We start from the raw sequence: 16,313 nt of genomic DNA on the forward strand, positions 1-16,313 counted from the left end.
GCTTACTCATCCTCTGTTTTTTCTAATTGGGGCTGGTGAAGAGCTTTAGGTATGATTTTTAGTACCTTTACATCTATACTCTGGTTAAATGAAAAGCTTGTCAACTCAGTGTTTTTACCCTGATTTGTCAATTCAATAAAGGTCGGAAAAGTTCGGGAATTAGCAGCTTCCTCATCAAAAGAGTTTTTTTTGTTAACAGCGTATATTTGTATACTAAATCTTTGTTTGCCCCCTTCTTCAGATAGATTTTTAATTATTAGTGATTTTGTTGGTATTTTGTCGGTGTAAAATGATGGGCGACATACTACCTGCTTGTAGAAATGGTAATAGAAACCGAAATCGTTTCCTAAAACACTGAGTGGCTCTAATAGAGGAACAAAAGTTGCTAGTAGAGCAGACGATCGATTAGTTAAATAATATATACCAATCAAATCCTATCGCTAGATCGGCAATTTCCCAAGCTGACGCAAATCGTGCAGATTCAACATTCTGACTGCTGCGATCGCTCACCCTAGAAATAGTCATGTAAATTACCAAAATAATTAGTGTATTATGGTAATTTAAGTAGCATCGTGCGGTGTGTTAAAGACTTGTTTAATATTCAACTAAACAATTTTTAACGCAACTTGCTGGGCTATCAAGAGTGTCTCTCAAGACAAGTCGATTCAAGGTAATCAAATAGCAAAATCAGATTGATATATATGATGTAAACTACTTCAGCCAATATGACTTGCAAAGTATATGCCAGTACTCTAAGTGATGCAAAGCGGTATGAAGTTAACCTGTAGTAGCTGCCATTAAAAAGCTCAATTGCGCACACAGCTAGCTTATTCGTAGAGAATGGAGGTTAAATTACCGTTCACAAGGTGATTTTCGTGTTTTACTAAGATCCTAGAGAGTGTAGCAGGCTTTTGCTTACTGGAATCAATCCGGCTGTTTAAGAAAGGCTTACACGCTACTTGTAGAACGCAGCTCCTACTGTAGCTTCATAATTATCTAGACACAGCCTCTTATGCAGAATCGATTGATGCCGAGAAATCTTCAAAAGTTGTGAGGAAGATGGAACGTGGAAAATCTCTATCATATTGATAATGGGAATCAATCTAAACAGCAAAGCTTTGATTATGCAGCTCTTGACATGGAAGCACAAATTGCTGTCCAAAAGCATACTTGTGAAATCAAAAGAATGATGCGTAGAACGACACAAGATATTATTGAAATAGGCGAAAAGCTGATCGAAGTCAAGCAATATCTTGGGTTTGGGCATTTTAGCAATTGGCTAATAACTGAATTTGGTTGGAAGGAACGAACCGCAAGAAACTTTATGAGGGTGGCGGAAGTTTTTAAATCGGCAAAATTTGCCGATTTATTTATTGCTAGCTCCGCTCTATATCTTCTAGCTGCTCCTTCTACTTCTGAAAGCGCTCGCCAGGAGGCGTTAGAACTTGCTAAAAAGGGCGAACACATCACTTACTCTAAAGCTAGAAGCATTATTAGTCAACATCAGGAATTAAAAAAACTTAAAAATTCTACTTGTAATGTTACTTCAGATGTAAACAAGCATGAAGTAGATTCTCTTCAAGCAAAGTTAATTACATCAGTTGAAGCATTTCATGAAAGTTTACCAGATTCTCAAACAGTTGATGTATTAGCTGTAGTTATCGATCGAGATGTTTTGGGAAGTCAAAAAGTGTCTGCCGAAAACCTGCCATCGACCAATCCTATCTCGATTAGGATTAGCGACGACTGTAGAGCCTTGATTAAGAGTGTAGAGTCTCTTAGAGAAGAAGAAGCAACTGCTTTGGTGAGAGCAATAGCAAAGCACTGGTCAGTAGAGAAGATTTTAGAGACAATTAAAAAATGAACACTTTTTCAGCTCAGAAAGCGATCGCTGGATGAAACTTCGACAGCTTCGGCAGCTTCACTGAGAGCGAAACTATGAAATTCCTACGTTCTGGAATTCTCTCACTATTTTGAGTTATGCCGAAAAGCACTAGAGACGATCTTCTGCTCAAGCTTGCTACTGCCTTTTGTAAGCTTGTTTTCGGCTGCTCGGCAGTACTTGGAAGGATATAAAATCTCTTATCTCTGCTTGCTAATCAGAACCTTTTGCCAACATAGTGGTGTCTGCATGAAGCCCTCTAATTTTAACATTTAAGGTTCTTCAACGTTACAAAAAGTTACACTTTGAGCATTCAAATACCTCAAATCAAAAAGTATCTACTAACTAAATAGATTCTTTTTTACTCTATCACGTCCTTTCGCTGTTATTATACACCGATCGAAGTCAAAATTGCAACACCATAAAAAGATCGTTATTTAACAATTCTCGCTGAGAGATCGCGGCAATTTCTATCTTTATCTCTCATATTCTTTGTTCTGAGAGCCAAGGCGAGCAATTGGAATAGACAAAAGAATATTAATCGATTGGCTTGATATTGCTAATTCAATCTGAGAGTGGGCATACACGAGAAGTGAACTGGCAATCTGATTGGCAATAAAGGCTCATACGTCAGCTTAGTTGTGGTCAGAAGGTTGTGCAATTCCCTTCTGCATCCATCCGCTTTCGATAGTTGTGCCAGCATGGCTGCGGTATTTGTAGTTAATCACTTTCTAAAGGTTTTTACAGATTAAAAAATGGTATACCAACTGACTTGGTATACCATACTTTCAACTAGAAAAATACTAAGAGTAACGGAACTGATTACTTAATATTCAGCATTTTTATTCAAACGTTCTTTTGCTTGGTAAGCTTGCAATCCCAATAGAACTAAATAAGTCATCATCTGAGCCTGCGATCGCTGAGTGGCTGCTGCAAGCTGATTGATTTGATGTAGAGGCAACTGCTGCTGAAATAGTACCAGCGACTGTTCCAACTCTTGGGCTATAGTACGGCGATTTAGACTAGCATTTTTCTGTAATTGCTTCCCAATCGGCGATAGTAGTAAAAAAAATAATAAGTTGGTTACAAAGCCAGAACGGGAAGAGTGTTCTCGTTGAGATTGAGTTTCGATAGTTTTTAATAACTCCTCTGGCATATAGAAACTTGGACGGCAGTTTGCAATTAGGCTATTGCGTTGATACCTATGCGATTTTTCTGGTTGTTCAGAATTAAAAATAACCAAAATAATTACAGATTTAAACGTCACTTAATATATGTACTAAATTTTTCTACGGTTAACCATTCCCCAAAGTATAGGAAAAATATTGTTTTTGAAATGCTTAAATTAATTTGAACAATCCAAAAAGTTCGGATAAATATCAGATTTTTTCAGGTTTTAACCAAAACAACCGAAAAATTCAAAAAATGTCATGTAAATAACTTTATTTATCTTGCAATGCTGATTAAAGTAATGATATAGATTAAGTGACTAAAGTAATACCAGAATTTTATTGACTCACGCCAGAAGGAATATGGTTTACTTAGAGCAGAACATGAATGATGGAGAGAGTATATCTTAATCGTTGAGTTTGTATACTGCAAACAGCTGCACATCTCTATTGAGAAGCTTTGAATTGATTCTGAGTAAAATAATTGTGAAAGATTCGTTTACATGCAAGTGTTTTATGCGATCGCACACTCCAATTCACTAACGGATAAACTTCTAGATTAGACTTGGAGCTGATATTCGGAATAACAAGAGCAAACGAGAAATTACTAGAACCAAAAAGTCTCTCAGTTAAGCAATTTAAAACGTGCTAGAGCGACATTACACGCTAAGAGAAATTACATAGAACTCAATGCTATCAAATGATGAGCGCTCATTTCTGCCCTAGTAGAGCTACAGATTTCAACTATTTTGGAGACAACTACAAGATGAATGCAATCAACTCTCAGTCCTCAACGTTTGAAACCAGAGAATTTATCGTTGCAGATACAGTTGTGTTTAACAAACAGGGTACGCATTTGACAGATATTCAAAAAATAGTACTTAGAGGTGCTTGGCAAGGATACACATATGAAGAGATTGCCGACCGAGAAGGATACAGCGAAAAGTACTTAAAAAGAGATGTTGGACCTAGATTGTGGAAGATACTTTCAGAGGCTTTAGGCGAAAAAGTAAGCAAAAAGAATTTTAGAACAGCTCTTGAGAGAAGATTAACCCTAGCGAACCCCTCTCACAACCAACAGCTTGATATGGATAGTTGTCAAGACTGGGGTGAGGCAGTTGACGTACATACTTTCTACGGACGTACCCAAGAATTAGCTACATTACAACAGTGGATTGTTCAAGATCGTTGTCCTTTAGTAGCACTAGTAGGCATGGGTGGTATTGGCAAAACTACTCTTTCTATAAAGCTAGCTCAGCAGCTTCAGAGTGATTTCAAATACATTATTTGGCGCTCGTTGCGTCATGCTCCACCAATACGAGAACTCTTAGAAGAGATAATTTATTTTCTATCTAATCAGCAAGAAAAAGATTTACCAGAAACTACAAATGGAAGAATATCATTGCTCTTGAAATATTTCCGTAAGTCTCCCTGTTTATTAATTCTTGATGGTGCTGAGTCAATCTTAAATTACGATCGAAAAGATACACACTATCAAGAAGAGGATGAGGAGTACGGGCGGCTAATCAAATATATAGGAGAAACATATCATCAAAGTTGTCTATTGTTAACAAGTAGAGAGAAACCCAAGGAAGTTGCGATAAGAGAGGGAGAAGAATTACCTACGCGATCGCTACGATTGATAGGATTGGATGAGTTAGAAGGACAGTATATCCTTAAAGGTAAAGGAATTTATGGTTCGGAAGATGATTTGAAAAAAATAATTCAAATTTATGGAGGCAATCCTTTATTACTGAATATGGTTTCTACAACTATACAAAACATATTTGATAGTAGTGCCTCTGATTTTCTGAAACAGGAAATAATAGTGTTTAATGATGTTAAAGAATTTTTTGATAGTCAGTTCAATCGCCTACAACCAATTGAAAAAGAGTTAATGTACTGCTTAGCAATTGAGCGCGAACCAGTTTCATTTCAGAAATTGAAGAATGATTTTGGCTTAAAAGTTCAGTCACTAGAGCTAGCAGAAGCTTTAGAATCTCTGAGGCGACGCTCTTTAGTTGAAAAAAATCAGGGATTCTTTACATTACAAATAGTATTAATGGAGTACACAACAGCTCGACTGCTAAAAGAAATTTGTCAAGAAATACGCACGCAGCAAATATCGCTCTTGAAAAGTTCCAAATTACTAAAGTTAATAGTAAAAAATTATGTTAGAACTACTCAATCAAATATTTTCTTTAGAATGGTTTTAGATCAATTACTCCTAGAACTTGGAAGTAAAAAGAATGTGGAATCACAATTAGATACAATTTTATCTACATTGCAGCATGAATCTTTTAAATTGGAAGACACTACCGATGATATTATTAGTTTAATTCATCGAATGCAAGTGAACCTAAGTAGCTATAAGTAGACCGAGAAGAAAACTAATTATGGGCAGCGATCCGGGTAAAGAAGTGAAACCTTAATTTAGATAAATTACTTTACAAGGCACTTTAATTAACTTTTTCTTACTCAGATCCTTCAGTAGTCTCATAACTTAATTTCAGGGCATCTCTCACTATCTATCCATCTATTTTACAGCTTAGTTTCTGTTCTCTTAGCTTAATTTTTTATAGTCATGTAAACTATTCTACTAGAAAAAATTGTACCAGATTAGCCTTTGTAAAGGGTTACTCTAATTTTACTCTTGTATCCTGAGTTATAAATTGCCACTACACATCTGTGAATAGTTGATTGTACTGCTCTTACTTTGCTTCATGCTATTTAACTGTTTCTCCATTTGAAATAAGCTTTTTCAATCACTGCTGCACTATTACCTATATACTGAAAATTTAATTTTCCCTATGCCTTGCCAACTAAAATTTTTCGGGATGTAGCGGAATTTTCTACGTTAGAAGATACAATTGATATTTTTCGGTAATATAACCGAACATAAACTTAAATTTTCTGATGTCAATCCTGAACAAATCAGGATTTCGTTTTAACTAAAAACTAGTAGATTATTAAATAGATAAATCGTTTAAGAGATTTGCATTTATGAAAAGCATCATTCGTCATTTAGCAAAAATGTTAATACCACGTTCTTATCAAACTTCTATAAAGACAATAAAAACTCTAATACTTAGTTCCCCAATAGCAGAAAAAGGTTTTCAATGGGGGCAGAATTTTACCATTAATGGTGAGTCTAGCACTATAACAACGAATCATTGTCAATCTCACTTAGAAAATGGAAATACTCCATCCAATGCTTTAGAAGCTTATTTTAATTCTCATACTGAAGGATTAGGAATACTTAAGTGGAAGCACTATTTTAATATTTACCATCGTCACCTTTCTAAGTTTGTTGGGCAAAAAGTTCAGGTTCTAGAAGTTGGTGTTGCCAGCGGTGGGAGTCTAGAAATGTGGAAAAACTATTTTGGTTCTAATTGTCAAATTTATGGTGTAGATATTGAAGAAGCATGTAAAGCATACGAAAAAGATTCAATTAAAATTTTTATTGGCGATCAAACAGATCGCAATTTCTGGAAGCGATTCAAAAGTGAGGTTCCTACTCTCGATATCGTAATTGATGATGGCGGACATGAACCAGAACAGCAGATTGCAACTTTAGAAGAGTTATTGCCGCATTTACGACCAGGAGGAGTTTATATATGTGAAGACATTCATGGTACTTTAAATCAGTTTCATACCTATATATCTGGGTTGACACATAATTTAAATGCATTACAAGAATTTGGATATAAGCCTATTAAAAGCGGTAGCGGTCTTGCTAGTTTCTCAACCTATTTTCAAGATGCTATTCAGTCTTTTCACTTATATCCGTTCGTGGTAGTGATTGAAAGGTCAGAGACTCCTGTATCGGAATTTGTAGCCCCATTACAAGGATCTAAGTGGTTAGTACTAACAAAGTAAGTGTTGGATTGTTAGTATTTTTAACATAGAGTGATTTAGCGCTATTTTTTCGCTGCAACTCGTTTTCTTAACCTAATAGTATTTGTGGTATGTCAAAAGTCTTATTCATTTCAGCTCATGCTCCTACAACGCAGTATCCTCAAGCTGGACAAAAAATTGCTTTTATGAATCTTGCGAAGTATGCTGCCTTACATGAATTCGTTGATGTAATTGTTATCGCTAATACTACAGAAATAGTTGTTGCTAAAGATCTACAAACAGATTTTGGTAATAGTCTTTATACATACCCACTTACTAAATTCAAAAAAGCTATAAACTGCTTGAACTATGATCAAGCGCCTTTAAAATTTGCTTCTCGTTTTAATAGAGCAGTTAGTAAGAAAATTCAAGAGCTTCTGATTGCAAAAACATATGATGTAATTCATTTTGAATATTCTCATGCTGCCGTTTATTTAGATATAGTCAAAAAATACATTGATTCAAAACAGACTAAAATTGTCATTAGTATACATGATGTATTGACACAAGTTTGGTTAAGACAATCTGTAAAAAGTTCGTTTTTCGATCTTGAAGTAGCCAGAATCTTTCGTTACGAGCAAAAACTTTACTCGAATGCAAGCGAACTATGGGTATTATCTAAAAAAGATCGCGATCTTTTAAGTTCTTTATTTTCAATTGGTAGTGAAAAGCTTATTGTAAAGCCTCCAAAAGCTAGCAGCTTTGTTTATCAAGTGAAACGCCGAGCGGAGAAAATAGAAAAGAAAAGTCTTTTATTCTGGGCTGCTATGGAAAGACCAGAAAACGAGCAAGCAATTCTTAACTTCGTTGACAAATGTTTTAAAAAACTACTTCAGCAAGATCGAAATTTTAAACTTTATATAGTCGGCTCTAATCCTTCTAAAAAAGTTTTAGCACTTGCAGGCAAACAGATCACAGTTACAGGCTTCGTTGAAGATCCAACTATTTTCTTTGAAAAGGCGGAGATCGGGATAGTTCCACTTTTGAAAGGAGGAGGAGTTAAACTAAAAACTCTAGAAATGCTGGAAGCTGGGTTACCTGTTGTTGCTACATCTATAGGTGCTGAAGGAGTCGTATCTCCAGATAAAAAACTAATAGTAAGCGATAGTTTTGAAAATTGGTTTGAACTACTTACAAAAGAATCACAGAACTCTGTAGTTGCTGGAGTAGTATAAATAGAAAAAGCATATGTTTAAAAAACTAAGGTAAGTGTCTTAAGTTTTCTAACAATCTCGTTATTATTTTATGTCAACAAACAAGTATGAATAATCCTTTTACTCAGGTACAGCAAGTAAATTTTTTAGATATAGGCTGTAGCGGTCCACTAGACTCAAAATGGTCTGATTTAGCACAACTACTAGCATATACTGGCTTCGAGCCAAATGCTAGTGAATGCAGGCGCTTGAGTCGCGAGCCTCATCCATACAAGTCAACTCGTTACCTACCTTTTGCTATTTCTGGAGAGCAAGGAGATCGGGTAATGTACAAAACACATCACCCTTTCTGCTATTCTCTGCTTCGCCCAAATCATGACTGGCTTGGTCGTTTTTCACATCATTATCAATTTAGAGAAACTGGGACAGATACTGTCTCATGTATGACACTCAATAGTTTAGCGAACGAGCAACAATTAACAGCAGATATTATCAAGCTTGATACGCAAGGATTAGAGTTACCGATTCTTAAAGCAGGGAATCAGGTTTTGCAAAATGCTTTCTGTGTGGAAACAGAGACAGGTTTTGTGGAGAACTATATTGGAGAAACTACATATACACAGCTTGAAGCATTTATGCGATCGCAAGGATTTCTGATGTTTGACATGGAAATTTATCAAGCTAGTCGTAATAATTCTCTATCCAAGCATGGCAAACATCAGCCTTTATGGTGTGAAGTTGTTTGGTTATTTGATTTCGTAGGTACAAAAAAGAAAACTACGCCAGAACAAGCTATAAAGTATTTAAAAATCTGCCAAGCTTTAGAATATTTTGATTATGGGCTAGAGCTAGCATATTATTTTAAAAGTTTAGGAATTATAGAAGCAAGCACAGTAAAGTATCTTGAAAAGCCAGAACACTGGACAAATATTGAAAGATCGGATAGTTGGAAAAAACATAAATCATTGTCAAAAACTGGTAAAGTACTAAGCTTTTTACCTAATAGTATTAATCAGCGTTTAACTTATGGCTTGAAAGAAGTTGTTGAATGGGGAAAAAAATAACTTCCTACTGAAACTCTATTGGATTATCTCATAAGATTTCTGCTGCAAATTCACCTCTTTAGTAAATACTACTCACTTCACTTGAGCAAAACCAGAGCGGTTGTAGTGCTGCAATGAGTTGAGCGCAACGAAAAGTATTCGATTCATCTGTTTTACAACAATACAAACTTTTCTAAATCAAGCTATTTCCAATATGAAAAAAAACTTGAAAGGTACAATTAAGGAATTATTCTATAACACTCCTTACTTAAAACAAAATTTTCTTGAATTAGGTAAGTTAAGGTTATATAAAACTTGGGTTCCTCCAGGTCATTTTTACTCACCAATTCCATCATTAACCGAGATTAAATCTAAAGAAGACGAAATATTTAGCAAACACCTTACAAAAAAAGTTTCTGGAATTGATTTGAATGAACAAGCGCAACTTGAGCTATTTGAAGAATTTAGCGAATATTATCTAAGTTTACCTTTCACTCCCAATCAACAAGAAAATCTAAGATATTTCTACGAAAACATTTCCTATTCATATTCTGATGCAATTTGTTTATACTGCATGATTAATCATGCAAAGCCCAAAAAAATTATTGAAGTAGGCTCTGGTTATTCATCTTGCTTAATTTTGGATACTAACGACTTACTATTTAATAGTTCAATAACTTGTACTTTTATTGAGCCTTACCCACAATTATTATTATCTTTAATCAAAGAAACAGACAAAAATAAAATCGAAATAGTCCCTACAAAGCTTCAGAGCGTGGACATCGGTAAGTTTTCTGAATTAAATGCGGGAGATATTCTTTTTATTGACTCAACTCATGTATCAAAAGTAGATAGTGATGTTAACCATATATTCTTTGAAATATTACCGCTTTTAAATAAAGGAGTTTATATACATTTTCATGATATTTTTTACCCTTTTGAATATCCAAGAGAATGGATATTTGAAGGTAGGGCGTGGAATGAGGCTTATATGCTGAGAGCCTTTTTACAATATAACCGCAACTATGAAATAGTTTTTTTTAATACATTTCTAGAGCTTTTTCATCAAGATAAATTTATTCAAAGAATGCCGTTATGCATGAAAAATACAGGAGGTAGTATTTGGCTTAAAAAAATTAGTCAAATTTAAAGAAAATGTTTTAAGGAAAACAAAAATTTTACAAATAATTTATTTGCAAAAAACTGATAAAAGCTGACAAAGACAAAGTCAACATATTGTCAGGTAGAGATTGTTTCAATTCAAAAAATTAACTTTAAATCGTCAATTTAAATTTGATCTGAAGCTAAGATTACAGTTCGTAGCTTTTATGAAATGCAGGCATTGTAGTTAATAAAAATGCAATTAAAAAATTGATTTTGGCTTAGAAATACAGATTTTTTTTAATCAAACCAAATAAATAGAAATTTAGTCAATTGTTTTTTGTGTTAGAGAAGCAAACGAACTTGCTTGACAATCGGTATTTTAAAACTTCACCCGTTTTCTTTAAAAAGCAAAATATGAATTCAAATAGAGTTCATTCCAAACTAAAAGTTGAGAGTAATTCAATGAGAATGAGGATAATGTCCAAAAAAACCGATCGCCAGAACAAACATCAGAAAAAATGTTTGCATCATTCAGCCTTATTTTTAAGTAGATCTCTACTTCTAAGTACGTTCTTTCTGCTTGTAGTAGGAATACGTCAGTCTCATGCAAGTATAATTGACTCATTGACTGAAATTTCACGATCTATAAATAGGAATTGTTCCAGAATAGAACCTTCGTACGACATAACAAGAGCTGGACAAACAGCTTTCAGACATCGAATAGACCGCTGCGGAGAACGTGCCGAGCTAGAAATGAGCAGAACCGAAATCGGCAAAACCTATTGGTACGGCTGGTCGATGTTTGTCCCCCTAGACTGGAGCGATACCGATCCAGGTTTTGATATTGTCAACCAATTTGCGGCTTGGCCTAGCAGACCAGGTAGGAGATATCCGTGTGGTGGTGTTGGTTCTAAAATCTCGCGCCGAGGTAGTAACTTTATCTTAGATTTCCAACGTAGAGGCGATACTGTAGATGCTGTATGTACTAACTACACTTTAGCGCGAGTTTCTGAAATAAGAGGGCAATGGACTGATTTTGTAGTGAACGTCAAATGGACGGGGAACAATGATGGATTCTTTAGACTTTGGATGAAAACAGGTAGCGGTGACTACATTCAAAAAATCAACTATCAAGGAGCTACGTTTTGGAATGATGAAGGTACAGGACCGTATTTTAAAATGGGATTATACAAAGGCAATCCCAACTTTCGAGGTCCTGCCCCTCGAATTATTTATACTGATGAATATCGCTTAGGCGATGCAAATTCTAGCTTTGGACAAGTTGCACCTTGAGATTGTTTGAATTAATTGGTTAGGATGTTCGCGATCGGTAGCTGAGTAGTTAAGTTTATAGAGCGATATGGTAGTAATTAAAACACTACAATACTTTGCCTCAGATCGGACTTGGAAAAGCCAATTTCCTTAACCGATCGGTCTATCGCTTTTTGAACTAAATCGATATTTCATTCTTTTATCTACTGAAAATATCAACTAATTCAGGTGTTGGTAGCGTGTTACAAATACCTGAATTAGTTCTTTAGACCTCCTGCGTGAATACTTGAATTGTCATCCACACGCGAGGCGAAACATCTGGGAGATTCTTCACTACACTGCGTTGCGTACCCTTCGGGAAGGCTTCGCCAACAGAATGACATCCATGATTTTTTGATTCATGCAGGAGGTCTTTTGTATGTGTTTGTTTATAAAAAAATAATTTTTTTGTATATATTTTTCTGCTATATACTCAGAAATAACTACAATTTCCAAAAATATTGGTGCCACAAAAGCCAGCTTTGTCAAGATAACTGAACTTTTCCGAACTTTTCTGTATCGACAAGTTTTTGCTGTTAAGAGACCATAACAAGGAAGCAAAAATGTGTATATCAGATTTGTTAAAGTATAAATGAGGCAGCACTATAGCTGCTAAGTTATTCAGAGAAGACACTAAGAGTGCGCTCTAGTAACTTTGGTCAAGAGAGTACCTGTACTTAAAATACCTTCTTGGCTTTTCAAGATTAGTTAATTTTAAAGAAGAGAGAGAAGAAATTTCAGAATTGATTCATGAGATTCACTGGTAGCTATCAGGCGATTCTTTACTTCTCAGGCAGTAACTTTTAATACAAATTCTTAGACCTTACCTTAAGGGTATAGGCAATTATTTTATTAATTATAGAATATTTGTAAATCCGCGATCGCATCTATTAGCTATTCTTTATAAATTGCTAATGCTGTTTTATTTGAATAACTTAAAACGCAGGCATTGCCCTGTAAAACTGTTATGACAAGCTTTTGAGATATGTTTTATTATGTTTTGCAATCATGAACTTGAAGTATCTGTCATTATTCCAGTTTATAACGGAGGAGAGAATTTTCGTCGCTGCTTGTCTGCTCTAGCTAACACAATCCCTTCTCCATTAGAAATTATTGTGGCGGCGGATGGAGATACAGACGGATCTTGGTTGATAGCTAGAGAATTTGGGACTCAAGTTGTGAGAACAAATACACGGAGCGGTCCAGCTGTAGCACGTAATTTAGGAGCTTGTTTTGCTCAAGGTGAGATCCTATTTTTTGTCGATGCCGATGTAGTCGTTCGTCCAGATGCTATCAGTCAAGTAGTCAGCACTTTCAAGCGCGAACCAGACTTAGCCGCTCTGATTGGCTCCTACGATGATACCCCAGATGCAACCAACTTCTTGTCACAGTACAGAAACCTGTTGCACCACTACGTGCATCAGTCTGGCTGTGAAGAAGCTTCAACCTTTTGGGGTGCTTGCGGTGCTATTCGCCGCGAGGTGTTTCTGGAAGTTGAGGGTTTTGACGATAGTTATCGACAGGCTTCCATAGAAGATATTGAATTGGGCTATCGACTCAAACAAGCTGGTTATAAAATTCGACTGAATAAGGCATTGCAGGTTAAGCACCTAAAGCGATGGGAAGTTGGTTCTCTACTGAAGGCTGACTTCTACTATCGTGCCCTTCCCTGGACGGAATTGATTTGGCGCGATCGCCTATTAATTAACGATCTGAATCTCCAAGTTTCTAATCGCCTGAGCATCGTACTAGTATTCGGGTTACTTATTGCTGTAGGTGCAGCCTTCTGGTGGTCTGGATTTTTAGCCGTAGCTTTGGGAATATGCATGGCGCTCTTATTTCTCAACCTACCTGTCTATCACTTCTTTTGGCGCAAACGGGGGATACGGTTCGCGCTCCAAGTCATCCCCTGGCACTGGTTTTACTACTTCTATAGTGGTTTAGCATTCATTATCGGTACAGCGCGCCATCAATTGCGGCAGTGGGGTTGGCTCAAAACGAGTTCTTCTAAATTTGTGTGAACTCAGAATTTAACTAAACAACTGGATTGACCCATATATGAATATGAACCATTATTCTGTCGTTATTATCGGTGCAGGTCCGGCAGGTCTAACTGCTGGCTACGAACTTATCAAGCAAGGTATCAAACCTATAGTCTTAGAGGCAGGCGATAAGGTAGGTGGAATTTCACGGACAGAGACATATAAAGGCTACCGCTTCGACATTGGCGGTCATCGCTTCTATACCAAAATTGGTGAAGTACAGCAAATTTGGCAAGAAATTTTAGCAGCCGATTTTATCAAAGTTCCTCGGCTATCCCGGATTTACTACGGAGGTAAGTTTTACAGTTATCCACTGTCGTTGTTCAATACGTTATCCAATTTGGGCATTATTCCGAGTATCTTTATTTTGTTTAGCTACTTGAAGGCAAAGGTCAAAACGAGATTGTTTCCCGGTCCTGAACCGGACAATTTTGAAGACTGGGCGATCGATCGTTTTGGTTATCGCCTGTACAGGATCTTCTTCAAAACATATACTGAGAAGGTTTGGGGTATTCCTTGCAGTCGAATTCGGGCAGATTGGGCAGCTCAACGTATTCAAGGGATGTCGCTCAAACGAGCAGTTGTTAACGCTTTATTCGGTAGTCAAAATGCTAAGAGCTTAATCAAAAAATTTGACTATCCAGTTTTAGATCCAGGAATGATGTGGGAGCGTTGCCAGGAAATTATTGAGAGTCAGGGTGCTATGGTGCAACTGAACACCGCAGTAACTCGCATCGAACGGGAAGGAACTTGGATTAAGAGCATTACTGCCCGACAAGGAGATCGCACAATTCAGATCTTTGGCGATCGCTTCATCTCTAGTATGCCTATAACAGCACTAGTACAAAGACTCGATCCGCCAGCACCCGAGCGGGTACTGACAGCAGCACGTAGCTTGAAATATCGGGATTTTTTAATTGTGGCGCTGATCGTCAACCAACCAGATTTATTTCCTGACAATTGGATTTATATTCACAGCCCAGAATTCAAAGTAGGGCGGATTCAAAACTTTAAGAATTGGAGTGCTGCAATGGTTCCCAACCCTAATAAGACATGTCTGGGGATGGAGTACTTTTGTAGTGAGGGCGATGCTCTTTGGGAATTATCTAATACAGAATTGATCGATCTGGCAAGTCGCGAGGTTGTCGAATTAAACTTAGCGTCTAAGTTATCCGCGATCGAGGATGGATTTGTGATTCATCAGCGCAAAGCTTATCCTGTATATGACGGCGAGTATCGCCAGCATCTCCAAGTCATTCAAGAATATTTAAAGCAGTTTGACAACTTACAAACGATTGGGCGTAATGGAATGCATCGCTACAACAATCAGGATCATTCCATGCTAACTGGACTGCTAGCAGCTAAAAACATTCTTGGAGAGCAGCATGATTTGTGGAATGTCAATACCGAACGCTCTTACTACGAAGATTTTACTAAAGAAGAGCGATTGAAGAAACTAGCGATCGGCAACGAACGGCAATTCACTTCAGTAAGTTCGCAAAGTAATTAACCTAGAACAGGAAGAATTACATGTAGCTTTCTTCAGAACTTCTTAGAGCAGAATTTTATAAAAATTAAACTGGTCTCAAAAAATATTTTTCTGCTCGCCAATTATTTAAAGATAGTGGACTTGAAACTCTTGCTGTTTGTATCAAACCTCACTAGCCAGATGATAAGTCAACAAACTAATTACTCTAAAATTGAGGCGATGAACGGCTTAAATAATCGAGAATGCCCTAAACCCATAAATTATTGGGATAGACCATTTGTTTCTGTAATCATTCCAGTTTTTAACGATGCTAAGCGGCTGAAAATTTGTTTAAAGGCTCTGGAAAATCAAACTTATCCACAGAGCCTTTATGAAGTAATTGTAATCGATAACGATTCGGATAAAATTGAAGATGTTCAGGATATAGTGTGCCAATTTGGGCAAGCGATCGCTACTTATGAGAAACTTCCAGGTTCCTATGCAGCACGAAACAAAGGTATAGCTTTGGCTAAGGGAGAAATTATTGCTTTTACTGATGCCGATTGTATTCCATCTGTTAACTGGATAGAAGAAGGGGTGAAAAACTTATTGCAAGTACCTAATTGTGGGTTAGTTGCAGGCAAAATAGAAATTTTCTTTCAAAATCTAAGTTGCATAACACCTGTTGAACTTTATGAAAGTATTACTGCATTTCCCCAAAAAAAATTAGTTGAGCAGCATAAATATGGTGCAACTGCCAACCTTTTTACATTTCAAAAAGTCATCGAGAGAGTAGGATTATTTGATGCTACTTTAAAATCAAATGGTGATGTTGAATGGGGAAGGCGAGTTAATTCATTTGGTTATAAGCTGGTTTATACAGATGATGCTTGCGTTCTACACCCAGCTAGGTATTCTTGGAAACAATTATATATAAGAACCATTCGCCTTGCTGGAGGAGCCTACAATTTACAAACGCGACAAGATAATTCTTTTATCAGAAGCAACTTTATTTTTTTAAAGAATTTGATCTTTGATTTAACTCCTCCTTTAATGTTCGTTTTTCATACTTTTCTAGATTCTCGTCTGCAAGGACTTGAGCAGAAAATAAAAGTTTCTTTAGTTATGTTTTTTGTCAGATATGTTGGTGCTTGGGAAAAGTTGAAGCTAAAAACAGGGGCAACTGCCTCTAGAGAGTGAAATTTATAGATTTGATATAAAAAAACTACTAGATACTGAAATT

12 protein-coding genes are annotated in these 16,313 nt (G+C 36.4%); 10 read left to right on the forward strand and 2 right to left on the reverse strand.

From position 1 onward, the window contains the following. Window positions 1-2 precede the first annotated feature (2 nt). On the reverse strand, window positions 3-431 hold the full coding sequence (locus DSM107010_RS38215) for a hypothetical protein (RefSeq protein ID WP_106167268.1): 429 nt from the start codon (window positions 429-431) through the stop codon (window positions 3-5). A 635-nt stretch (window positions 432-1,066) separates the two neighbouring features. Between DSM107010_RS38215 and DSM107010_RS06755 the strand changes: the two genes are divergently transcribed. Further along, window positions 1,067-1,864, forward strand: a complete 798-nt coding sequence (locus DSM107010_RS06755; RefSeq protein WP_106167267.1) for a DUF3102 domain-containing protein — start codon at window positions 1,067-1,069, stop codon at window positions 1,862-1,864. Window positions 1,865-2,708: 844 nt separating this feature from the next. Here DSM107010_RS06755 and DSM107010_RS06760 read toward each other — a convergent pair. After that, complete coding sequence (locus tag DSM107010_RS06760; RefSeq protein WP_106167277.1) at window positions 2,709-3,038, reverse strand: hypothetical protein; 330 nt, start codon at window positions 3,036-3,038, stop codon at window positions 2,709-2,711. A 779-nt stretch (window positions 3,039-3,817) separates the two neighbouring features. Between DSM107010_RS06760 and DSM107010_RS06765 the strand changes: the two genes are divergently transcribed. From DSM107010_RS06765 to DSM107010_RS06805, 9 genes are all read left to right on the forward strand, one after another. Beyond that, complete coding sequence (locus DSM107010_RS06765; RefSeq protein ID WP_051033292.1) at window positions 3,818-5,428, forward strand: helix-turn-helix domain-containing protein; 1,611 nt, start codon at window positions 3,818-3,820, stop codon at window positions 5,426-5,428. Window positions 5,429-6,054: 626 nt separating this feature from the next. Then, a complete protein-coding gene (locus tag DSM107010_RS06770) occupies window positions 6,055-6,930 on the forward strand; it encodes a class I SAM-dependent methyltransferase (protein ID WP_106167266.1) in 876 nt (291 codons plus the stop codon). 89 nt (window positions 6,931-7,019) lie between these two features. Next, window positions 7,020-8,123: a glycosyltransferase family 4 protein gene (locus DSM107010_RS06775; protein ID WP_127022631.1), complete on the forward strand. Its 1,104-nt coding sequence runs from the start codon at window positions 7,020-7,022 to the stop codon at window positions 8,121-8,123. A gap of 86 nt (window positions 8,124-8,209) precedes the next feature. Beyond that, complete coding sequence (locus DSM107010_RS06780) at window positions 8,210-9,166, forward strand: FkbM family methyltransferase (protein ID WP_015156534.1); 957 nt, start codon at window positions 8,210-8,212, stop codon at window positions 9,164-9,166. A gap of 193 nt (window positions 9,167-9,359) precedes the next feature. Beyond that, window positions 9,360-10,295, forward strand: coding sequence for a class I SAM-dependent methyltransferase (locus DSM107010_RS06785; protein ID WP_127022633.1), 936 nt, complete (start codon window positions 9,360-9,362; stop codon window positions 10,293-10,295). Between the two features lie 431 nt (window positions 10,296-10,726). Then, window positions 10,727-11,542 carry a polysaccharide lyase family 20 protein gene (locus DSM107010_RS06790; protein WP_106166973.1) on the forward strand — a complete coding sequence of 272 codons (816 nt, stop codon included), beginning with the start codon at window positions 10,727-10,729 and terminating at the stop codon, window positions 11,540-11,542. 1,013 nt (window positions 11,543-12,555) lie between these two features. Further along, the gene (locus DSM107010_RS06795; RefSeq protein WP_015156537.1) at window positions 12,556-13,581 is read left to right on the forward strand and encodes a glycosyltransferase family 2 protein; all 1,026 of its coding nucleotides are present in this window, start codon (window positions 12,556-12,558) and stop codon (window positions 13,579-13,581) included. 43 nt (window positions 13,582-13,624) lie between these two features. Continuing rightward, window positions 13,625-15,112 (forward strand): NAD(P)/FAD-dependent oxidoreductase, encoded by a 1,488-nt coding sequence (locus DSM107010_RS06800; RefSeq protein WP_106166974.1) that lies wholly within the window; start codon window positions 13,625-13,627, stop codon window positions 15,110-15,112. Window positions 15,113-15,310: 198 nt separating this feature from the next. Next, complete coding sequence (locus DSM107010_RS06805; RefSeq protein ID WP_106166981.1) at window positions 15,311-16,270, forward strand: glycosyltransferase family 2 protein; 960 nt, start codon at window positions 15,311-15,313, stop codon at window positions 16,268-16,270. Window positions 16,271-16,313 lie beyond the last annotated feature (43 nt).

This window comes from Chroococcidiopsis cubana SAG 39.79, from assembly GCF_003991895.1.
In the GTDB taxonomy this organism is placed as follows: domain Bacteria; phylum Cyanobacteriota; class Cyanobacteriia; order Cyanobacteriales; family Chroococcidiopsidaceae; genus Chroococcidiopsis; species Chroococcidiopsis thermalis.